The 20,946-nt window shown below is 71.1% G+C and carries 21 protein-coding genes; 3 read left to right on the top strand and 18 right to left on the bottom strand.

Going from position 1 to position 20,946, the window contains the following annotated elements; all coding sequences use genetic code 11:
* The first annotated feature begins 35 nt into the window (after positions 1-35).
* Complete coding sequence (locus D7I47_RS13600; protein ID WP_120763556.1) at positions 36-248, top strand: hypothetical protein; 213 nt, start codon at positions 36-38, stop codon at positions 246-248.
* A gap of 33 nt (positions 249-281) precedes the next feature.
* On the opposite strand, the gene D7I47_RS13605 is transcribed toward D7I47_RS13600, so the two are convergent.
* The 6 genes from D7I47_RS13605 to D7I47_RS13630 form a co-directional block, all read right to left on the bottom strand.
* Positions 282-704 carry a GNAT family N-acetyltransferase gene (locus D7I47_RS13605; RefSeq protein ID WP_120763557.1) on the bottom strand — a complete coding sequence of 141 codons (423 nt, stop codon included), beginning with the start codon at positions 702-704 and terminating at the stop codon, positions 282-284.
* Positions 704-1,132, bottom strand: coding sequence for a cytochrome c oxidase subunit 4 (locus D7I47_RS13610; protein WP_120763558.1), 429 nt, complete (start codon positions 1,130-1,132; stop codon positions 704-706). Before D7I47_RS13610 ends, D7I47_RS13605 begins: the two co-directional genes overlap by 1 nt.
* A gap of 4 nt (positions 1,133-1,136) precedes the next feature.
* A complete protein-coding gene (gene ctaD, locus D7I47_RS13615) occupies positions 1,137-2,861 on the bottom strand; it encodes an aa3-type cytochrome oxidase subunit I (RefSeq protein ID WP_120763559.1) in 1,725 nt (574 codons plus the stop codon).
* 8 nt (positions 2,862-2,869) lie between these two features.
* Positions 2,870-3,748 (bottom strand): aa3-type cytochrome oxidase subunit II, encoded by an 879-nt coding sequence (gene ctaC, locus D7I47_RS13620; RefSeq protein WP_227000693.1) that lies wholly within the window; start codon positions 3,746-3,748, stop codon positions 2,870-2,872.
* A gap of 93 nt (positions 3,749-3,841) precedes the next feature.
* Complete coding sequence (gene erpA, locus D7I47_RS13625; RefSeq protein ID WP_120763560.1) at positions 3,842-4,189, bottom strand: iron-sulfur cluster insertion protein ErpA; 348 nt, start codon at positions 4,187-4,189, stop codon at positions 3,842-3,844.
* 38 nt (positions 4,190-4,227) lie between these two features.
* A complete protein-coding gene (locus D7I47_RS13630) occupies positions 4,228-5,643 on the bottom strand; it encodes a dipeptidase (protein ID WP_120763561.1) in 1,416 nt (471 codons plus the stop codon).
* A 37-nt stretch (positions 5,644-5,680) separates the two neighbouring features.
* On the opposite strand from D7I47_RS13630, the gene D7I47_RS13635 reads away from it, so the two are divergent.
* Positions 5,681-6,259 (top strand): DUF3043 domain-containing protein, encoded by a 579-nt coding sequence (locus D7I47_RS13635; RefSeq protein ID WP_120763562.1) that lies wholly within the window; start codon positions 5,681-5,683, stop codon positions 6,257-6,259.
* Positions 6,260-6,261: 2 nt separating this feature from the next.
* On the opposite strand, the gene D7I47_RS13640 is transcribed toward D7I47_RS13635, so the two are convergent.
* Genes D7I47_RS13640 through hisD form a run of 3 tightly spaced genes read right to left on the bottom strand, consistent with a single transcriptional unit; the run spans position 6,262 to position 9,119 of the window.
* A complete protein-coding gene (locus D7I47_RS13640; protein ID WP_120763563.1) occupies positions 6,262-7,275 on the bottom strand; it encodes a quinone-dependent dihydroorotate dehydrogenase in 1,014 nt (337 codons plus the stop codon).
* Positions 7,276-7,295: 20 nt separating this feature from the next.
* Positions 7,296-7,784, bottom strand: a complete 489-nt coding sequence (gene nrdR, locus D7I47_RS13645; protein ID WP_120763564.1) for a transcriptional regulator NrdR — start codon at positions 7,782-7,784, stop codon at positions 7,296-7,298.
* Between the two features lie 30 nt (positions 7,785-7,814).
* Positions 7,815-9,119 (bottom strand): histidinol dehydrogenase, encoded by a 1,305-nt coding sequence (gene hisD / locus D7I47_RS13650; RefSeq protein WP_120763565.1) that lies wholly within the window; start codon positions 9,117-9,119, stop codon positions 7,815-7,817.
* Between the two features lie 26 nt (positions 9,120-9,145).
* Between hisD and D7I47_RS13655 the strand changes: the two genes are divergently transcribed.
* Positions 9,146-9,700, top strand: a complete 555-nt coding sequence (locus tag D7I47_RS13655) for a flavin reductase family protein (RefSeq protein WP_227000695.1) — start codon at positions 9,146-9,148, stop codon at positions 9,698-9,700.
* Between the two features lie 147 nt (positions 9,701-9,847).
* Here D7I47_RS13655 and dnaE read toward each other — a convergent pair whose 3' ends face one another.
* The 9 genes from dnaE to murC all read right to left on the bottom strand — a co-directional run bounded on the left by dnaE (position 9,848) and on the right by murC (position 20,936).
* Positions 9,848-13,309 carry a DNA polymerase III subunit alpha gene (gene dnaE, locus D7I47_RS13660; RefSeq protein WP_264371304.1) on the bottom strand — a complete coding sequence of 1,154 codons (3,462 nt, stop codon included), beginning with the start codon at positions 13,307-13,309 and terminating at the stop codon, positions 9,848-9,850.
* An 81-nt stretch (positions 13,310-13,390) separates the two neighbouring features.
* Positions 13,391-14,308: an RluA family pseudouridine synthase gene (locus D7I47_RS13665; RefSeq protein WP_120763567.1), complete on the bottom strand. Its 918-nt coding sequence runs from the start codon at positions 14,306-14,308 to the stop codon at positions 13,391-13,393.
* Between the two features lies 1 nt (position 14,309).
* Positions 14,310-14,795 carry a signal peptidase II gene (lspA, locus tag D7I47_RS13670; protein ID WP_120763568.1) on the bottom strand — a complete coding sequence of 162 codons (486 nt, stop codon included), beginning with the start codon at positions 14,793-14,795 and terminating at the stop codon, positions 14,310-14,312.
* Positions 14,796-14,838: 43 nt separating this feature from the next.
* Complete coding sequence (locus D7I47_RS15240; protein WP_120763569.1) at positions 14,839-15,927, bottom strand: DivIVA domain-containing protein; 1,089 nt, start codon at positions 15,925-15,927, stop codon at positions 14,839-14,841.
* Between the two features lie 161 nt (positions 15,928-16,088).
* A complete protein-coding gene (locus tag D7I47_RS13680; protein WP_120763570.1) occupies positions 16,089-16,556 on the bottom strand; it encodes a cell division protein SepF in 468 nt (155 codons plus the stop codon).
* A gap of 32 nt (positions 16,557-16,588) precedes the next feature.
* Positions 16,589-17,272 carry a YggS family pyridoxal phosphate-dependent enzyme gene (locus tag D7I47_RS13685; protein ID WP_120763571.1) on the bottom strand — a complete coding sequence of 228 codons (684 nt, stop codon included), beginning with the start codon at positions 17,270-17,272 and terminating at the stop codon, positions 16,589-16,591.
* Positions 17,272-18,420, bottom strand: a complete 1,149-nt coding sequence (gene ftsZ / locus D7I47_RS13690; RefSeq protein WP_120763572.1) for a cell division protein FtsZ — start codon at positions 18,418-18,420, stop codon at positions 17,272-17,274. Before ftsZ ends, D7I47_RS13685 begins: the two co-directional genes overlap by 1 nt.
* A 136-nt stretch (positions 18,421-18,556) precedes the next feature.
* The gene (locus D7I47_RS13695) at positions 18,557-19,525 is read right to left on the bottom strand and encodes an FtsQ-type POTRA domain-containing protein (protein WP_227000697.1); all 969 of its coding nucleotides are present in this window, start codon (positions 19,523-19,525) and stop codon (positions 18,557-18,559) included.
* Between the two features lie 13 nt (positions 19,526-19,538).
* Entirely contained in the window at positions 19,539-20,936 is a 1,398-nt protein-coding gene (gene murC / locus D7I47_RS13700; protein ID WP_120763573.1) for a UDP-N-acetylmuramate--L-alanine ligase, read from the bottom strand.
* Between the last annotated feature and the right edge of the window lie 10 nt (positions 20,937-20,946).

Consider the following 20,946-nt stretch of genomic DNA (forward strand, 5'->3'; position numbering starts at 1 on the left):
TTGGGGTTCCTCGCGTCGTCCGCCATACTGGCGGTATGCCACTCGGGTTCTACATCGGTCTCGGAATGACGGTCGTGCTGCTCGGCGTGTGGCTCACGTTCCTCATCGTGCAGCACCGGGTGACGCGGAACTCGACCGAGCAGCCGCTCGCGGAGTCCGACCGCGAGGCCGTGCTGAACTCCGTCGCGCTGCACGAGACGGCGACGGCCGGCCAGATGGCCGCCATGTCCAGCGCACGGCGTCAGTAGTCGCCGCCAGACGCGCTGTACGGCCCGCTGCGGCTAGAAGAAGCGCCGCATGTACTCGGCGGACTCGTGGAAGCCGAGACGGTCGTAGAAGCCGCCCGCGCGTCGGCTGGCGACCGTCAGCTGGGTGACGCCGCGGTCGCGGCACGCCTGCTCGACGGCCTGCACGAGCTGCGTGCCGTAGTCGTGCCCGCGCGCGTCGGCCGCCACCACGATCTCCTGCAGCTGGGCCGAGGGGCCGTTCGTCGACAGCAACGGCACGATCGTGGTGAGCGCGTAGCCGCGCAGCGCCTCGCCGTCGTCGACCACGAGCAGCAGCACGGTCGGCTGCTCCCCCGCGAGGTACCCGGCGAGGGTGCGGTCGAAGGCCGCCCGCTCGGGCGCGAAGGCGTGCCCGAGCTGCTGCACCAGGCCGAAGAGCGCGTCCTCGTCGCCGGCGCGAGCCTCACGGACGGTCATCAGCGGGCGAAGTTGCCGCGGTAGTACTCGTAGTTCCAGCCGACGATCGAGATGAGCGCGATCGGGCCGCCGAGGAACGACACCCACGGCCCGACAGCGAGCCCCGTGAACACGATCGCGAGGCCGGCGCCGAGGGCGAACGGCCACCAGCTCCACGGGCTGAAGTGCCCGATCTCCGGGTCGTCGTCGTCGATGTCGGCGTTCTGCAGGTCCTGCGGCAGCTCCGCGCCCTGGGCGCTGTGCACGCGCCCGAGGTAGAAGGCGAGGAAGAAGGCCAGCACGCCCGACAGGGTCATCGCGACCGTGCCGACCCACTCGATCCGACCCCAGTCCCAGCCGTGGTCGATCACCACCCACAGGGTGTAGCCGGCGGCGGACAGCCAGAAGAAGACTCCGAGGAGCCACATCAGATTGGCGTTGGTGCGCATGGCGCTACTTCACCTCTCCCTCGGCGACGTCGAGCACGGGCGTCTCGGGCGCGTCCTTCGCGGGACCGACGCCCACCTGCACGGGCTGCTCCGGGTGGTGCAGATCGAACGCCGGCGACTCGGAGCGGATGCGCGGGATCGAGGTGAAGTTGTGGCGCGGCGGCGGGCACGAGGTGGCCCACTCGAGCGAGCGCGAGTTGCCCCACGGGTCGTCGACCGTCACCTTGGGCGCCTTGCGGGCCGTGATCCACACGTTCAGGAAGAACGGCAGCATCGACACGGCCAGGATCGCGGAGCCGATCGTGGAGAGCTGGTTCTCCCACGTGAAGCCCTCGCCCGCGAGGTAGCCCGCGTAGCGGCGGGGCATGCCCTCGACGCCGAGCCAGTGCTGGATGAGGAACGTCGTGTGGAAGCCGATGAACAGCAGCCAGAAGTGGATCTTGCCGAGCCGTTCGTCGAGCATCTTGCCGGTCCACTTGGGCCACCAGAAGTAGAAGCCCGAGAACATCGCGAAGACGACGGTGCCGAACACGACGTAGTGGAAGTGGGCGACGACGAAGTACGAGTCCGAGACGTGGAAGTCCAGCGGCGGCGAGGCGAGGATGACGCCCGTGAGGCCACCGAAGGTGAAGGTCACGAGGAAGCCGATCGCCCAGATCATCGGGGTCTCGAACGTCACCGAGCCACGCCACATCGTGCCGACCCAGTTGAAGATCTTCACGCCCGTGGGCACCGCGATGAGCATCGTCATGAGCGCGAACCACGGCAGCAGCACCGAGCCGGTCACGTACATGTGGTGCGCCCACACCGTCACCGACAGGGCGGCGATCGAGATCGTCGCGTAGATGAGGGTCTTGTAGCCGAAGATCGGCTTCCGGCTGAACACCGGGAACACCTCGGAGACGATGCCGAAGAACGGCAGGGCGATGATGTAGACCTCGGGGTGGCCGAAGAACCAGAACAGGTGCTGCCAGAGGATCGTGCCGCCGTTGGCCGGGTCGAGCAGGTGGGCGCCGAACACGCGGTCCGCACCGAGTGCGAACAGGCCGCCCGCGAGCACCGGGAAGGCGAGCAGCACGAGGATCGAGGTCACCAGGATGTTCCAGGTGAAGATCGGCATGCGCCACATCGTCATGCCCGGCGCGCGCATCGTGATGATCGTCGTGATGAAGTTCACGGCGCCGAGGATCGTGCCGAAGCCGGAGAGCGCGAGGCCGAAGACCCACAGGTTGCCGCCGAGGCCCGGCGAGAAGGTCGTGCTCGTGAGCGGCGCGTAGGCGGTCCAGCCGAAGCCCGCGGCGCCCTGCGGGGTGAAGAACCCGGCGACCGCGATGAGCGATCCGAAGTTGAACAGCCAGTACGCGAAGGCGTTGAGCTTCGGGAACGCGACGTCGGGCGCGCCGATCTGCAGCGGCATGATCGCGTTCGCGAAGCCCGCGAACAGCGGGGTCGCGAACATCAGCAGCATGATCGTGCCGTGCATCGTGAACAGCTGGTTGTAGGCCTCGTTCGTCGGCACCACGTCGACGCCCGGCGTGAACAGCTCCACGCGGATGACGAGGGCGAGCACACCGCCGATGCAGAAGTAGATGAACGAGGTGATCAGGTACAGGTGCCCGATGATCTTGTGGTCGGTCGTGGTGATCCACTTGACCAGGACGTTGCCCTTGCGGGTGGGCGTCGTGTTGGGCCGGATCGTCTGCGGCCGAGCCGGAGCTGCGGTGGTCATCGGATGCCTCAGTCCTCGTCCTCGCTGGTGCCCTCGTTGCCGGGCAGGTTCTGGTTCACGTTGTTCTCGACCCCGTTGCGGCCCTCGGGCAGCTTCGCGAGGGCGGCGTCGTACTCGGCGCGCGAGACCACGTGCACCTCGAAGAGCATGTCGGCGTGGAACTCACCGCACAGCTCGGCGCACTTGCCGCGGTAGACGCCCTCCTTGAGGGGCACGAAGTACATGTAGTTCGTGTGGGAGGGGATCATGTCCTTCTTGTAGAGGAAGTCGATGATCCAGAACGAGTGGGCGACGTCACGCGACTCGAGCGTGATCTCCACCTTCTCGCCCACCGGCAGGTACAGGACCGGCAGCGAGCCCTCCTCGAGGTTGCCCTCCTTGTCGGGCTGCGCCTGCACACCCTCCGAGTAGCGCTTCTCGTCGAGGTAGTTGAAGTCCCACGACCAGCGCTTGCCGATCGCCTCGATGCGCACATCCGGGTCGCCCGGGTCGGCCTCGATGGCCGCCTGGTCGCGCGCCGTGAAGGCGAAGAAGCCGATGATGAGGATGAGCGGCACGACCGTGTAGAAGATCTCGATCGGCATGTTGTAGCGCAGCTGCACCGGGAGCCCGGTCTGGCCCTTGCGGCGACGGTAGACGACCGCGGCCCACAGGATGAGGCCCCACGTGACGACGCCGACACCGAGCAGCACGATCCACGAGGTGACCCAGAGACCGATGACACGGTCGACGTGGTTGGTGGTGCCGGACTCGGTGGGAAGGAAGCCGTTCAGCTGCTCCTGCGTGCAGCCGGCGAGGATGACGGCGACCGCGAGGCCGATCGGGACGACCGCCCAACGGGCGAGTCGTGAACGGCGGGCCGGACCCTGTGGGCGGTTGGATCGCACCTGTGACCTCTCGGACGAAAGCTGTGGTTCGTCTTCGAGTCTATAACCACGAAAGGCGCCCTCCTCGCGGAGGACGCCTCGTGTTCGAACCACTCAGTGGAAGGAGTCGCCGCAGGCGCAGCTTCCCTGGGCGTTCGGGTTGTCGATCGTGAAGCCCTGCTTCTGGATGGTGTCCTCGAAGTCGATCGCGGCACCGTCGAGATACGGCACGCTCATCTTGTCGACGACCACCTCGACGCCGTCGAAGTCGCGCGTCGCGTCGCCGTCGAGCAGGCGCTCGTCGAAGTAGAGCTGGTAGATGAGGCCGGAGCATCCGCCCGGCTGTACCGCGACCCGCAGTCGCAGGTCGTCGCGGCCCTCCTGCTCGAGGAGCGAGCGCACCTTCTGCGCGGCCGTGTCGGTGAGGCTGACCCCGTGGGTGGTCTCGAGCGTGTCCGTCATGTGCACGATTGTAAGCGCCGAAGCTCCGTGGATGCTGGTCAGCGCGCCCCGAGTCGGGCCAGCAGCAGCGCCTCGGCCAGGATCGCCTTCTGCAGGCTCGGGATATGCAGGGACTCGTTGGGGCTGTGCGCCCGGGAGTCCGGGTCCTCGACACCCGTCACGAGGATCTGCGCGTTCGGGAATCGCTCCGCGAGCTCGGCGATGAACGGGATCGAGCCGCCCACCCCCATCTCGACCGCCGGGTTGCCGAAGGCCTCCCCGAGCACCGCCTTGGCATCCGCGACCGCCCAGCCGCTCGTGTCGACGAGGAAGGGCTGCCCGAGGTCGAGCCCGTCGACCTCGAGCACCGCGCCGTACGCCGCGTTCGCCCGCAGGTGGCCGATGATCGCCTCGTAGGCGTCCTCCGCGCGCTGACCGGGCGCGACGCGCGCGCTCACCCGCACCCGCACGCTCGGCACGAGCGTGTTCGAGGCGTCGCGCACGCTCGGGGCGTCGATGCCCGTGATCGTGATCGCGGGCTGGTTCCACATGCGCGACACGATCTCACCGCGGCCGATCGCCTGGACCTCCGGCAGCAGACCCGTCTCGCGCCGCAGCTGGGCCTCGTCGTACTCGGGCGTCTCCGCCTCGCGCGAGGTGAGCCCCGCGACGGCGACCGAGCCGTCCGGGTTCCACAGGGTGTCGAGGGTGCGGATCGCCGCGAGCATGGCATCCGGCACCGGACCGCCGAACATGCCCGAGTGCGAGGCGTGCTCGAGCGTCGTGAAGCGCAGGTTGAACGCCACCGCGCCGCGCAGCCCCACCGTGATCGCCGGGATGTCGATCGTCCAGTTGCCGGAGTCGGCGACCACGATGACGTCCGCGTCGAACGTCTCCCGGTAGGTCTCGAGGAACGTCGAGATCGAGCGCGAGCCGAACTCCTCCTCGCCCTCGATGTACAGCACGAGGCCGATCTCGGGGTCGCCCAGCACCTCGAGGTGCGCGCGGATCGCGGCGAGGTGCGCCACGATCCCCGCCTTGTCGTCCGCGGCGCCGCGCCCGTACAGGCGGTCGCCGCGCACCGTCGGCTCGAAGGGCTTCGACTCCCACGCGGCGTCGTCGCCGGGAGGCTGCACGTCGTGGTGCGCGTAGAGCAGGATGGTGGGCTTGCCGTTGCGGGCCGCGCGGCTCGCGACGACGGCCGGCTGGCCGAGCGCATCCGAGCCCTCGGCGGACACCGGGAGCTGCACGACCTCGACCGACTCGAACACCCCGAGCTCGCGGGCGAGCTCGGCCACGCGCTCGGCGCTCGCGTGCACGTGGGCGAAGTCGAAGCCGTCCCAGGCGACCGACGGGATGCGCACGAGACCCGAGAGTTCGGCGAGCGCGGTCGGGAGTCCCGCCGCCACCGCCTCCCGGAACTCGTCCACCCGGGGGGTGGAGGCGGACACGGACGACGGGTCGGACTCAGCCATGTGGGCTATCTTAAGCTGACCGACCAGCGAGGATCCCGTGCCGAAGAACACCCCCACCGACCCGACCGCCGACGCCCCGGAGAACCCGGAGAGCGCGCCGTCCGCCGGCAAGGGGCACGCCACCCCCACCCGCAAGGAGCAGGAGGCGGCCCGCAAGCGCCCGCTCGTGCCCGAGGACCGCAAGGCGGCGTCCCGCGAGTCGAAGGCGAAGCTCGCCGAACAGCGCGAACGGGCCCGGGTCGGCATGGCCAACGGCGAGGAGAAGTTCCTCCCCATCCGCGACAAGGGACCGCAGAAGAAGTACGTGCGCGACTACGTCGACGCGCGCTGGAGCGCGGGCGAGCTGCTGCTGCCGCTCATGTTCCTCGTGATCCTCACCTACTTCGTGCCCTACGTCGAGGTGGCCTACTACGCGCTCATCGCGGTGTGGGTGTTCATCATCCTCGTGGCGGTCGACTGCCTCGTCATGTGCGCCCAGCTGCAGAAGAAGCTGACCGCCAAGTTCGGCGAGGGCAAGGTGGAGAAGTTCCGCTGGTACGCGACGATGCGCGCCGTCCAGCTGCGCGCCCTGCGCCTCCCGAAGCCCCAGGTCAAGCGCGGCAAGTTCCCCGCGTAGGCCTACAGCCCGCGGTTGACGGCGCGGGCCCAGAAGGGGCCCTCGTAGAGGAACGCCGTGTAGCCCTGCACGAGGGTTGCCCCCGCGTCGAGGCGCTCCCGCACCTCGGCGGCCGTCGTCACGCCGCCCACCGAGATGAGGCACAGCTCGGGGCCGACGGTCTCGCGCAGCAGGCGCAGCATCGCGAGCGAGCGGGCGGCGAGCGGGGCGCCCGAGAGGCCGCCCTCCCCCGCCGCGGCGACGACCGCGGCATCCGTCGTGAGCCCCTCGCGCGACAGGGTCGTGTTGGTCGCGACGATGCCGGCGAGCCGGATGCGCTGCACGAGCTCCGCGATCCGCAGCGCCTGGTCGTCGGTGAGGTCCGGGGCGATCTTCACGAGCACCGGCACCTCCCCGGCGGCGTCGCGCACGGCGGTGAGCAGCGGCTCGAGCTTGTCGAGCTCCTGCAGACCGCGCAGCCCGGGCGTGTTCGGGGAGGAGACGTTGACGACGAGGTAGTCGGCGTGCGGCGCGAGCAGCCGCGTGCTCACGAGGTAGTCCTCGATCGCCTCCTCGACCGGCACGACCTTCGTCTTGCCGATGTTGACGCCGATCACGGGACGGATGCGCGCCCGCCGCGCGCGGGCGATGCGCGGCGCCGCCGCCACCGCACCCGCGTTGTTGAAGCCCATGCGGTTGACGACCGCGCGATCCGGGATCAGCCGGAACAGGCGCGGCTTCGGGTTGCCCGGCTGCGGCCTCGCGGTGATCGTCCCCACCTCGACGTGCCCGAAGCCGAGCGCGCCGAGCCCCGCGATCCCGAGCGCCTCCTTGTCGAAACCGGCGGCCAGGCCGAACGGCGAGGGGAAGAGGAGCCCGAGCGTACGCACCTCGTGCGCGGCCGCGGGGCGGGTGAGGGCGCGCGTGAGCGGGCGCAGCAGCGGCCAGCCGAGGATGCGGATGACGACGAACGCGAGATGGTGGGCGGTCTCGGGGTCGAAACGCGACAGGACGAGCCGGAACAGGAGACGGTACATGCCGCCCCCAGGCTAGCGCCTCAGGAGTCGTCGCCCGTCGCGACGGCGGGCTCGTGCGCGGCCGCGTGCTCCACCCGGAGCAGGGTGATCGCCGACTCGAAGTCCTCGAGCGAGTCGAAGCCCTGGTAGACGCTCGCGAACCGCAGGTAGGCGACCTCGTCGAGCTCGCGCAGCGGCGGCAGGATGGCGAGGCCGATGTCGTTCGCGTCGATCTGGGCCACGCCCGTCGCGCGGATCGTCTCCTCCACGCGCTGGGCGAGCAGCGCGAGATCCGCGTCGCTCACCGGGCGGCCCTGGCACGCCTTCCGCACGCCCGAGACGATCTTCTCGCGGCTGAACGGCTCCACGATGCCGGAGCGCTTGATGACGTTGAGGCTCGCCGTCTCGGTCGTCGAGAAGCGCCGGCCGCACTCGGGGCACTGGCGGCGTCGGCGGATCGACAACCCGTCATCGCTCGTCCGCGAGTCGATGACCCGGCTGTCGGGGTGACGGCAGAAGGGGCAGAACATCCCCCTCAGAGTAGCCGCTCGGCCCGCGCCTCACTCGAAACGCGCGACCACCGCGTCGCCGTGCGCGGGCAGCTCCTCGGCGTCCGAGAAGGCGCGGATGCGGTCAGCCACCTCGCGCAGCGCCTCGCGCTCGTACCGCACCACCTGCTGCGGACGCAGGAACGTCGCCGCCCCGAGCCCCGAGGAGAACCGCGCCTGCCCGCCCGTCGGCAGCACGTGGTTGGAGCCCGCGAGGTAGTCGCCGAGGCTCACGGGCGAGAACGGGCCGACGAAGATCGCGCCGGCGTCCGTGATGTCGGCGAGCACGGCATCCGGGTCGGCCGTCTGCAGCTCGAGGTGCTCGGGGCCGTAGAGGTTGCTGAACTCGGCGGCGGCGGCCAGGTCGTCCACCAGCACGAGCGCCGACTGGGGCGCGTCGAGCGCCGCGCCGGCACGGTCGCGGTGGGTGGTCGCCGCGAGCTGACGTTCGAGCTCCGCCACGACCGCCTCCGCGAGCTGCGGGGCGTCGGTCACCAGGATGGCGGCCGCGAGCTCGTCGTGCTCGGCCTGGCTCAGCAGGTCGGCCGCCACGAGCGCCGGGTCGGCGGTGCCGTCGGCGATCACCAGGATCTCGGTCGGCCCGGCCTCCGCGTCGATGCCGACCACGCCGCGCACGAGACGCTTCGCGGCGGCCACGAAGACGTTGCCCGGACCGGTGACCATGTCGACCGCCTCGAGCCCCGCATCCGGCACCCCGTAGGCGAACGCGCCGATCGCACCCGCGCCGCCCATCGCGAACACGTCGTCGACGCCCAGCAGGCCCGCCGCGGCGAGGATCGTCGGGTGCACCGAGCCGCCGAACTGCGCCTGCGGCGGCGAGGCCAGCACGACCGATGCGACCCCCGCGACCTGCGCGGGCACGACGTTCATGACGACGCTCGAGGGGTAGACGGCCTTCCCGCCCGGAACGTAGAAACCGGCCCGGCGCACCGGCTGCCAGCGCTGCTCGACCCGGGCGCCCGGGCCCAGCTCCGTCACCGCGGGCGCCGGCACCTGCGCGGCCGAGGCACGGCGCACCCGCACGATCGCCTCCTCGAGGGCCGCCCGCACCGCGGGGTCGAGCGCCTCGACGGCCGCCGCGATCTCGTCGGCCCCCACCCGCAGCCGCGCGGGCCGCACCCGGTCGAAGCGCTCCGACTGGTCCAGCAGCGCCGCCGAGCCGCGCTCGCGCACCTCCTCGATGAGGGCGTGCGCCGCCTCCGAGGCGACCGCCACGTCGACGCGGGCGCGCGGGATGAGGGCGCCGAGCTCGGCGCGCGTCGGACGGGTGCCCCGGAGGTCGAGAGTCTGGATCATCGCGAGACAATGCTAGAGGGCGCGGAATGGCCGCTCCCCCCGAGCAGTTGGACCCGGTGATGGAAGACAGCAGCAGCACCCCGCACGAGCCGCGCATCGTCGACGACCTCTCCGCCTTCAAGCTCGCGTTCCGGCGCCTCGCCGCCGGCGTCTCCGTCGTCACCGCGCGCGACCCCGACGGCCGCCCGGTCGGCTTCACCGCCACCTCGCTCGCCTCCCTCGCCGCCGTGCCGCCGCTCGCCACCTTCAACATGGCGCGCGTGTCGAGCGCGTGGCGCGCCATCGAGCAGACCGACCACGTCATCATCCACATCCTCGGCGCCCGCAACGCCGGCGTCGCCGCCCACATGGCGGCGGACCACGACCGCCGCTTCGACGGCGACCACTGGTCCCCCGGCCCCCTGGGCCTCCCCCTCCTCGACGACGTGCCCGCCTGGATGCTCGGCCGCATCGTCGGCCGCTACCCCGTGCACGACAACGCCGTCATCGTCGCCCAGATCGAGGACGGCGGCCTCGGCGCCCCCGACGAGGCCCTCCTCTACCACGAGCGCACCTTCCTCCGCCCCGGCGACCCCGCCTGACGTCGAGCGAAGGGGCCCGGATCTCGTCTCCGAGTCGCTGGCACCGGGTCTGGCGGGAGCGCGTCGGCGCGCAGCGACGACACGCGAGGGAATGCGACTCGGAGACGAGATCCGGGCCCCTGAGCGGGGGAACGTGACTGAGAGGCGTCAGACGACGCAGTTCGGGCCGAGCAAGCTCTTGAGCTCGCCGTAGAGGTCGGCGGTGACGGCGACCGGGTAGGGGATCTCGAAGAGGCGGGCGGAGTCGCCGCGCACGAGGCGCAGGCGCACCTCGGAGTCGCCGTGGTGGCGGATGAGCACGTCGGAGAGGGCGGAGACGACGTCGGTCGTGGCGCGGTTCTCGGCGACCTGGATGACGAGGGGGCCGGAGCCGAGGCTCGCGCCCGTGTCGGGGACGAACATGCTCGCCGCGTGCAGGGAGACGCCGTCGTCGCGCTGGCTGACGCGGGCCCGGATCACCACCACCTGGTCGGCCTGCAGTCCCGGCGAGAACTCCTGGTAGGTCTTGCCGAGGAACATGACGGAGACCTCGCCGCCGAAGTCCTCGACGGTGACGACGCCGTAGGGGTTGCCGGAGTTGCGGGCGGTGCGGTGCTGCACGCTCGTGAGCAGACCCGCGACGGTGACGGTCTCGCCGTCCTGGATGGTCTCGGAGGCGTGCAGTTCGGCGATGCCGATGCTGGCGTGCTTGGCGAGCAGCACCTGCAGGCCGTCGAGGGGGTGCTCGGAGACGTAGAGGCCGAGCATCTCGCGCTCGAAGGCGAGCTTGTCCTTCTTCGACCACTCGGGGCGTTCGGGCACGTGGTCGACGGCGGCGGGTTCGTCCCACAGCGAGTCGAAGTCGAACCCGACCTGGCCGTTGGCCTCGTTGCGCTTGACGGAGACGGCGGATTCGACGGACTCCTCGTGGATCTCGATGAGGGCCCGGCGGGTGGCGCCGAGCGAGTCGAAGGCCCCCGCCTTGATGAGGGATTCGATGGTGCGCTTGTTGAGGGCGGTGAGCGGCACCTTGCGCAGGAAGTCGTGGAAGGAGGTGAACGCCCCCTTCTCCTCGCGGGCGGCGCGGATCTGGTCGACGACGCCGAAGCCGACGTTGCGCACCGCGCCGAGGCCGAAGCGGATGTCCTCGCCGACGGCGGCGAAGTAGCCGATGGACTCGTTGACGTCGGGCGGCAGCACGTGGATGCCCATGCGCCGGCACTCGTTGAGGTAGATGGCGAGCTTGTCGCGGGCGTCGCCGACGCTCGTGAGCAGGGCCGCCATGTACTCGGCCGGGTAGTGCGACTTGAGGTAGGCGGTCCAGTAGCTGAGCACGCCGTAGGCCGCCGAGTGCGCCTTGTTGAAGGCGTAGTCGGAGAACGGCAGCAGGATGTCCCACAGCGCCTTCACGGCGGTGTCGGAGAAGCCGCGCTCCTTCATGCCGCCCGAGAAGCCCTCGTACTGCTTGTCGAGTTCGGACTTCTTCTTCTTGCCCATCGCGCGGCGCAGGATGTCGGCCTGGCCGAGCGAGAAGCCCGCCACCCGCTGGGCGATGGCCATCACCTGCTCCTGGTAGACGATGAGGCCGTAGGTGGTCTCGAGGATGTCGCGCAGCGGCTCCTCGAGCTCGGGGTGGATGGGGACGATCTTCTGCTGCCCGTTCTTGCGCAGCGCGTAGTCGGTGTGCGCGTCGGCGCCCATCGGGCCGGGGCGGTACAGCGCGAGGACGGCCGAGATGTCTTCGAAGTTGTCGGGCTTCATGAGCCGCAGCAGGCCGCGCATGGGGCCGCCGTCGAGCTGGAACACGCCGAGCGTGTCGCCGCGGGCGAGCAGTTCGTAGGCGGCGGGGTCGTCGAGCTCGAGGTCTTCGAGCACGGGCCGGAAGCCGCGGTTGGCCTCGATGTTGTCGAGGGCGTCGTCGATGATGGTGAGGTTGCGCAGCCCCAGGAAGTCCATCTTGATGAGGCCGAGCGCCTCGGCGGCCGGATAGTCGAACTGCGTGACGATCTGGCCGTCCTGCTCCCGCTTCATGATCGGGATGATGTCGATGAGCGGTTCGCTCGACATGATGACGCCGGCGGCGTGCACGCCCCACTGGCGCTTGAGCCCTTCGAGGCCGCGCGCCGTCTCGAAGACGGTGCGCGCCTCCGCGTCGGTGTCGAGCAGGGTGCGGAAGTCGCCCGCCTCCTTGTAGCGCGGGTGGGCGGGGTCGACGATGCCGCCGAGCGGGATGTCCTTGCCCATGATGGCGGGCGGCATCGCCTTGGTGAGCTTCTCGCCCATCGAGAAGGGGAAGCCGAGCACGCGGCCGGAGTCCTTGAGCGCCTGCTTGGCCTTGATGGTGCCGTAGGTCACGATCTGGGCGACGCGTTCCTCGCCGTACTTCTCGGTGACGTACTTGATGACCTCGCCGCGGCGACGTTCGTCGAAGTCCACGTCGAAGTCGGGCATCGAGACGCGGTCGGGGTTGAGGAACCGCTCGAAGATGAGGCCGTGCTGCAGCGGGTCGAGGTCGGTGATCTTCATCGCGTACGCGGCCATCGAGCCGGCACCCGAGCCGCGGCCCGGTCCCACGCGGATGCCGTGGTCCTTGGACCAGTTGATGAAGTCGGCGACGACGAGGAAGTAGCCGGGGAAGCCCATCTGGGTGATGACGCCCGTCTCGTATTCGGCCTGCTGCCGCACCTCCTCCGGGATGCCGTTCGGGTAGCGCTCGTGGAGGCCCTTCTCGACCTCCTTCACGAACCAGCTCTCCTCGGTCTCGCCCGCGGGCACCGGGTAGCGCGGCATGTAGTTGGCGCTCGTGTTGAACTCCACCTCGCAGCGCTCGGCGATCAGCAGCGTGTTGTCGCACGCGTCGGGGTGGTCGCGGAACAGCTGGCGCATCTGCGCCGGGGTCTTGAGGTAGAACTCCTGCGCGTCGAACTTGAAGCGGTTCGGGTCGGCCATGGTGGAGCCCGACTGCACGCACAGCAGGATCTCGTGCGCCGAGGAGTCGTGCGCGTGCGTGTAGTGCAGGTCGTTGGTGGCGACGAGCGGCAGGTCGAGGTCTTTCGAGAGCCGGATGAGGTCGGCCATGACGCGACGCTCGATGCCGAGCCCGTGGTCCATGAGCTCGACGAAGAAGTTCTCCTTGCCGAAGATGTCGCGGAACTCGGCCGCGGCCTCCCGGGCGGCCTCGTACTGGCCGAGCCGGAGGCGGGTCTGCACCTCGCCGGAGGGGCAGCCGGTGGTGGCGATGATGCCCTTCGCGTACCGCTGCAGCAGTTCGCGGTCCATGCGCGGCTTGAAGTAGTAGCCCTCGATGGAGGCGAGGCTGGAGAGCCGGAACAGGTTGTGCATTCCCGCGGTGTTCTCTGCCCACATCGTCATGTGGGTGTAGGCGCCGGAGCCGGAGACGTCGTCCTCTCCCCCGTTGCCCCAGCGCACGCGCGTCTTGTCGGTGCGGTGGGTGCCGGGCGTGAGGTACGCCTCGGTGCCGATGATGGGCTTGACGCCCGCGGCGGTCGCCTGCGACCAGAAGTCGAAGGCGCCGAAGTTGTTGCCGTGGTCGGTGACGGCGATCGCCGGCATGCCCTGCTCGGCGACGGCCTTCATGAGGTCGCCGACGCGGGCGGCCCCGTCGAGCATGCTGTATTCGCTGTGCACGTGCAGGTGCACGAAGGAATCGCTGCTCGTCACACGGTCTCCGTCGGGGCTCGGTACTCCAGACTAATCGTCGCGGAGGACGTCGAGGGCGCGCTGCAGGTCGTCGGGGTAGCGTGTCTCGAACTCGACGTACTCCCCGGTCGCCGGATGCCGGAATCCGAGCTTGACGGCGTGCAGCCACTGCCGGGTGAGGCCGAGCCGGGCGGCGAGCGTGGGGTCGGCGCCGTACAGGATGTCGCCCACGCAGGGGTGTCGCTGCGCCGACATGTGCACGCGGATCTGGTGGGTGCGGCCGGTCTCGAGGTGGATCTCGAGCAGGGTGGCGGCGCGCATCGCCTCGAGCGTGTCGTAGTGGGTGACGGCGTGCTTGCCGTCGGCGGTGACCGCGAACTTCCAGCTGGAGCCCGGATGCCGCCCGACGGGCGCGTCGATCGTGCCCGAGAACGGATCGGGGTGGCCCTGCACGACGGCGTGGTAGATCTTGTCGACGTCGCGGTCGTGGAAGGCGCGCTTGAGCTCGGTGTAGGCCCGCTCGCTCTTGGCGACGACCATGAGGCCGCTCGTGCCGACGTCGAGGCGGTGCACGATGCCCTGCCGCTCGGCCGAACCGGAGGTCGAGATCCGGTAGCCGGCGCCCGCGAGGGCGCCGAGCACCGTGGGACCGTCCCAGCCGCTCGCGGGATGCGCGGCGACCCCGACCGGTTTGTCGATCACGACGATGTCGTCGTCGTCGTGCACGACGGCGAAGCCCGGGACGAGCTGCGGCACGACCGTGGGCTCGAGCTTCGGCGCCCACTCGACCTCGAGCCAGCCGGGGCGAATGCGGTCGGACTTCGCGAGCACCGTCCCGTCGAGCGTCGCCCCGCCCGCCTCCACGACCTCCGCCGCGAAGGTGCGCGAGAATCCCAGCAGGCGCGCGACGGCGGCATCCGCCCGGTCCCCGACGAGGCCGTCGGGCACGGGCATTCCGCGTCGCTCCATGTCAGTCCCCGGAGCGCACGCCGTCGAGTCCCACCCCGCGCACCGTGAGGAGCACGAACAGCCCCATCCCGGTGACGATGGCGATGTCGGCGACATTGAAGATCGCCGGGAAGCCCCACAGCTGCAGGAAGTCGATGACGTGGCCGGTGCCGAAACCGGGCTCGCGGAACAGGCGGTCGGTGACGTTGCCGAGGGCGCCGCCGAGCAGCAGCCCGAACATCCACGCCCACGCGACCGACTTGATGCGCCGCGCGAAGACGATGATGAGGATCACGACGACGACCGCGACGATCGAGAGCACCCAGGTGAAGCCGCTGCCGAGCGAGAAGGCCGCCCCGGAGTTCTTGACGAAGTGCAGTTGCAGCACCTCGCCGAGCACGGGCACCACCTGACCGAGCTCGAGGTTGGTCACCACGAGGTACTTGGCGAACTGGTCGAGGGCGAGGATGCCGAGCGCGACGACGCCGAGCAGCACGAGGGCGCGCACGCTGACGCGTGCACGCCCTGTGTCGTCCGACGTGCCCTGCGGCTCAGTTGCCGCCAAGGCCGGGGTACTCGTTGAGACGCTGCGAGTAGGCGGGGTAGTCGGGCTGCTCGGAGCTCTGCTCGGGCTGCGGTGCGTCGCTGCCGAGCTGCGGCGCGGGGAAGCCCGCGTAGGCCGGCGGCGTGGAGGCCGAGGCCGGCTGCGGCGCCGGGGCCTGGCTCAGGTCGCCGCCGAACGGCGCCTGGTACTCCGGGGTCGGGAACTCGGCGGCCTGGTACTCCGGGGCCTGGTACTCCGGCACCTGATATTCGGGCGCCTGGTACTCCGGGGCCGGGAACTCGGCGACCGGCGCGGGCTCGACCGTGCCGAAGTCGGGCGCGGGCGCCGCCTCGACCGGGGCGCCGTAGGCCGGCGCGGGGGCCGGCTGCTCGCCGTAGACCGGGGTCGCGGAGGTGATGGCCTGCTGGGCGGGCGCCTCGGCGGCCGCGATCGGCGCCGCCGACTCGAGCTCGCGCAGCTGGCCCTCGATGTAGCCCTTGAGCTTCTCGCGGTACTCGGCCTCGAAGACGCGCAGCTCCTCGACGCGGTGCTCGAGGCCCGCCTTCTCCTGCTCGAGGGTCTCGATCGCGGTGCGCTGCTGCGTCTCGGCGTCCGAGACGAGGCGCGCGGCGGTCGCGTGGCCCTCGGCGATGAGCTGGTCGCGCTTCTCCATGCCCTCGCGCACGTGCTCCTCGTGGAGGCGGCGGGCGAGCTGGAGCAGGTTGTTGGTGTTGCTCTGGTCCATCGACCCGTCCTGGCCCGCGGGGAACTCGGGGGCGGCCTGCGGCGCGGGCACCGGTGCGGGAGGTGCCGAGACGGGGGCCGGGGCGACGACGGGTGCGGGGGCGGCGGCGACGGGAGCCGGCGCGGCCGGGGCCGGCGCGACGGGCGCCTGGCTCGCGGAGCGCTGCAGCTCGCTGATGCGGCCGTCGGCGGCGACGAGCCGCTGGCGCAGCTCCTCGTTCTCCTGATTCAGGCGGCGCAGCTCGACGACCACCTCGTCGAGGAAGTCGTCCACCTCGTCCTGGTCGTATCCCTCACGGAACTTCGTGGGGTTGAACCGCTTGTTGACGACATCTTCCGGCGTCAGAGCCATGACCGCACCTCGCTTGCTTTCCATCCGGTTGTCACTCGAATCCCACAACCGTAGCAAGGTTCAGCCAGGAGTCGAAGGTGACTGGGTCTCCAGATTACAGCCGCGCGGCGTCCCGCCCTCTGCCCCCCGTTCGGTTGCCAGTGGGGCGGGTGTGACGGGTGTTACTTGTCGAAGAACCCGGCGTCGACGTCGGACTCCGCCTCGGCCTGGTCGCCGCTCACCGCGACGTGCTCGGGCGAGAGCAGGAAGACCTTGCTGGTGACGCGCTCGATCTTGCCGTAGAGACCCATCGAGAGGCCGCTCGCGAAGTCGATGAGACGGCGCGCCTCGGGCTCGCTCATCTGCGAGAGGTTGATGATGACCGGCACGCCCTCGCGGAAGCTCTCGGCGATCGTCTGCGCGTCGCGGTAGTGGCGCGGGTGCACGGTGAGGATCTCGTTCATGCCGGCGGGCGCGGGACGCGGCGCGGCGGCGCGGCGCAGGGGCGTCACGGGGGCCGGGCGCGAGGTCGCGGGCTGCGCGGCGGGCGCGGATGCGGATACCGGGGCGGCCGACTGCTCGGCGGCCTCGTCGTAGTCCTCGTCGGCCAGGCCGAGGTAGACCATCGTCTTGCGCAGCGGGTTCGCCATGTCGTCCTCCGGATCGTGCGTTCACCCCGAGATTAACCGGGGATCGGTCGCTTTCCCGTGATTGCCGTGCCGATCCGCAGGTGTGTCGCGCCCTCGAGGATGGCCTCCGCGTAGTCGCCCGACATGCCCGCCGAGATGCGGTCCGCACCGGGCGAGAGGGCGCGGATGCGCTCCGAGACCTCGCGGAGCCGGGCGAAGGCCGGACGGGCCTCCTGCCCGAGCGGCGCGACGGCCATCACGCCCGCGAGCCGCAGCCCCGGAGTGGCGAGCACGCGCTCGGCGAGTCGCTCCGCGTCGGCGGGGTCGGCGCCGCCGCGGCCGGGTTCGCCCGAGAGGTCGATCTCGAGGAAACCGTCGAGCGGCGGGGCGTCGGGCGCGGCGAGGGCGTCGACGAGCGAGTCGCGGTCGAGCGAGTGCACGGCGGCCGCGTAGCCGCGCACGGCGCGGGCCTTGTTGCTCTGCAGCTGGCCGACGAAGTGCCAGCGCAGTCCCAGCTCGGATGTCTCGGCGGCCTTCGCCTGCGCCTCCTGGTGCCGGTTCTCGCCGACGTCGCGCACGCCGAGGGCGGCGAGCTCGCGCACGAGGGATGCCGGGTGGAACTTCGTGACGACGATGCGCGTGAGCTCGCCGGGGTCGCGGCCGGCCGCGCGCGCGGCATCCGCGATGCCGGCGTCGACGGCCGCGAGCCGTTCGGCGAGGGGCGGCTCGGAGTCCACTACTTCAGGAAGTCGGGGATGTCCAGGTCGGCGTCGTCGTCGAAGTCCTCGAGCGAGGCCACCACGGGCACCTCGGGCTCGCGGGACCAGCCCTCGGCGTCCGGCACCTCGGGCGTCGCGCCCGCCGCTCCGACCGCGACCGGTACGGGGGCCTCGACGTAGCTGCTGCGCTTCTCGGGCTGCGCGGGACGCACGATCGGCTCGCCGCCGTCGAATCCGGCCGCGATGACCGTGACGCGCACCTCGTCGCCGAGGGTGTCGTCGATGACGGCGCCGAAGATGATGTTCGCCTCGGGGTGCACGGCCTCCTGCACGAGGCGGGCCGCGTCGTTGATCTCGAAGATGCCGAGGTTCGACCCGCCCTGGATCGACAGCAGCACGCCGTGCGCGCCGTCGATCGAGGCCTCGAGGAGCGGCGAGGCCACGGCGAGCTCGGCCGCCTTGATGGCGCGGTCGGCCCCCCGGCTCGCGCCGATGCCCATGAGCGCGGAGCCAGCGCCCTGCATGACCGACTTGACGTCGGCGAAGTCGAGGTTGATGAGGCCGGGGGTCGTGATGAGGTCGGTGATGCCCTGCACACCGGCGAGGAGCACCTGGTCGGCGGTCGAGAAGGCCTCGAGCATCGAGATGCCGCGGTCGCTGATCTCGAGGAGGCGGTCGTTCGGCACGACGATGAGCGTGTCGACCTCGTTCTTGAGCGCCGCGACGCCCACCTCGGCCTGCGCCTGGCGGCGCTTGCCCTCGAAGCCGAAGGGCTTGGTGACGACGCCGATCGTGAGGGCGCCGATGGACTTCGCGATGCGCGCGACGACGGGCGCGCCGCCCGTGCCGGTGCCGCCGCCCTCGCCCGCGGTCACGAAGACCATGTCGGCGCCGGTCAGGGCCTCCTCGATCTCCTCCGCGTGGTCTTCGGCGGCGCGTCGGCCGACCTCGGGATCGGCGCCCGCGCCGAGTCCGCGGGTGAGCTCACGGCCCACGTCGAGCTTGACGTCGGCGTCGCTCATGAGCAGCGCCTGGGCGTCGGTGTTGATGGCGATGAACTCGACGCCGCGCAGGCCGAGCTCGATCATCCGGTTCACCGCGTTCACGCCACCGCCGCCGATACCGACGACCTTGATGACGGCGAGGTAGTTCTGGTTCGAAGTCACGTCCGGCCTCCTGGAGAAAACCCTCAACCTCTACTTGAGGTTTGGAGTCTTTCTCAGTACTGTTGATTGCCCTCACGGTAAGCGCCCGCGACGCGCGCACCCCCGCGACACCCCGCGTGTCGCGAAACCGGAGAGCTCAGTCGGCGCGGAAGACCGCGGTGCCGGGAGCCGACACGTCGTAGAGGCCCGGACCGCTGCCGGCGTGGATCGCGAGCAGGGCGGCGAGCACGCGCGCCTTGTGGTCCGAACGGTCGGCGCTCCCCCACTCGACACGCTGATCCGAGCCAGCGAGCGTCAGCGTGACGTTGTCGCGCGTCGTGGCCGACACCGTGTCGAGCTGCGCGTGGAGCGACTCGGGCAGCGCCAGGAGCACCTCCGCGACCGAGCGGAACGCGGCCGAGTCGACGTCGTCCCCCTCGACGCGGATCACCGGCATCCCCGGGGTGCGCTCGGTCGTCGTCGCGATCACGACACCGGCCGGGTCCACGAGGTCGAACTCGGCGCCCCGCACGATCGTGCCGACCGGCGTGCGCTCGGTGATGTGCACGAGCAGGGTGCCGGGCGGGATGAGCTCGGTCGTGTAGCTGCGGATGAGGGTGAACTGCCCGAGCTCGTCGCGGATGCGGGACTCGTCGAGCAGGGCGAGCGGCACCCCGAGCTGGCCGTCGATCGCGTCGGTCAGCTGCGCGGGGTCGAGGCGGCTCGTGCCGTCGACCTGCACCTCGCGGAGGGCGAGCAGCGGGGAGTACACGGCGCCGACGCTCAGCGCGACGAGCATGACGACGATGCCGACGCCCGTGGCCCACGCGATCCGGCGACGCCGCACGCGACGGGTGAACCGCTTGAGCTCCTGCTTCTCGTAGCGCTTGCGCGCGCGCTCGGCCGCGCGGAGCTCCGCGGCGGCGACCCGATCCGCCGAGGGCCGCGGGGGCCGTGCGGCCTTCTCCCGGCGCGCCTTCACCGGCTTCTCGCGCGCCTGCTCCTCCCGGATGGGCCGCGGTGCGGCGGGCTTCGCCGCGGGCTTCTCGCGCACGGCGGTGCGGGCGGCCTTGTCGCGCGCGGGCGCGACCGGCTCGGGGGCGTCGAAGCCCTCGGGCCGCTTCACGGTCGCCGCCCGGTCACGGCCGCGGCTCCTCGAGCGCCTCGAGCACCTGCGGGATGATCCGGTAGACGTCGCCGCAGCTGAGCGTCATCACGAGGTCGCCCTCGCGCGCGAGCTCGGCGACCCGGTCGGCCGCGGCCTGCCAGTCCGGCAGGTAGTCGACGTGCCCGGGGTCGCCGAAGCGCTCGGCGACGAGCGCGCCCGTCACGCCCGGCTCCGGGTCCTCGCGGGCGCCGTAGACGTCGAGCACGACCGTGTGGTCGGCGAGCCGCTCGTACACCTCGGCGAACTCCCCCGCCATCATGCGGGTGCGGCTGTAGAGGTGCGGCTGGTGGATGGCGATGACGCGGCCGGTGCCGACGACCGACCGCGCGGTCGCGAGGGCGGCCGCGACCTCGGTCGGGTGGTGGGCGTAGTCGTCGAACACCCGCACCCCGCGCACCTCGCCGTGCAGCTCGAAGCGGCGGCCGGTGCCGGCGAAGGTCTCGAGGCCGCGCACGATCGCCTCGGGGGCGAAGCCGAGCGTCGCGAGCACGGCGAAGGCGCCCGCGGCGTTGACCGCGTTGTGGGCGCCCGGGATCGCGAGCCGTACCGGCAGCGAGCGGTCGTCGTAGTCGATCGTGAACGAGACGGGCCCCTCGGCGACGACGTCGCGCACCCGCACCTCGGCATCCGCCGCGTAGCCGAACGAGACGACGCGCGTGCCCTCGAGCCGCGCGGCGACGGCGAGTGCACCGGGGTCGTCGCTCGACACCGCGACGAACTCGCTCGCCCCCTGCGCGAAGCGCACGAAGGCGTCCTCGAAGGCCTCCTGCGTGCCGTAGTGGTCGAGGTGGTCGGCGTCGACGTTGGTGATGAGCGCGACGGCCGTGTCGTAGAGCAGGAACGAGCCGTCCGACTCGTCCGCCTCGACGACGAACAGCTCGCCGCCGCCGGACGCCGAGCTGCGCCCGTAGCCGGCGATGACGCCGCCGTTGACGAAGCCCGGATCGGCGCCGAGCTCGCGCAGCGCCGTCACGATCATGCCCGTCGAGGTGGTCTTGCCGTGGGCTCCCGCGACCGAGATGGTGCGGTGCCCGCGGATCAGCCAGTTCAGCGCGAGCGCACGGTGCAGCACGGGGATGCCGTCGGCCAGCGCCCGCCGGTACTCGGGGTTGTCCTGCCAGAGGGCACCCGTCACGACGACCGTGTCGGCATCGCCGACGTTCGCCGCGTCGTGGCCGATCGCGATCCGCGCCCCCATCGCCCGCAGCTCGTCGACGGCGGCCGAGTGGCGCACGTCGGAGCCCGTCACCCGGTGGCCCGCCTCGAGCAGCATCCGGGCGATGCCGCTCATCCCGGACCCGCCGATGCCCACGAAGTGCACGGCGCCCAGGTCCTCCGGGAGCTCCTGGTCGAGATCGGGCTTGATCATCCTGCCAACG

This window comes from Protaetiibacter intestinalis, assembly GCF_003627075.1.
GTDB lineage: Bacteria > Actinomycetota > Actinomycetes > Actinomycetales > Microbacteriaceae > Homoserinibacter > Homoserinibacter intestinalis.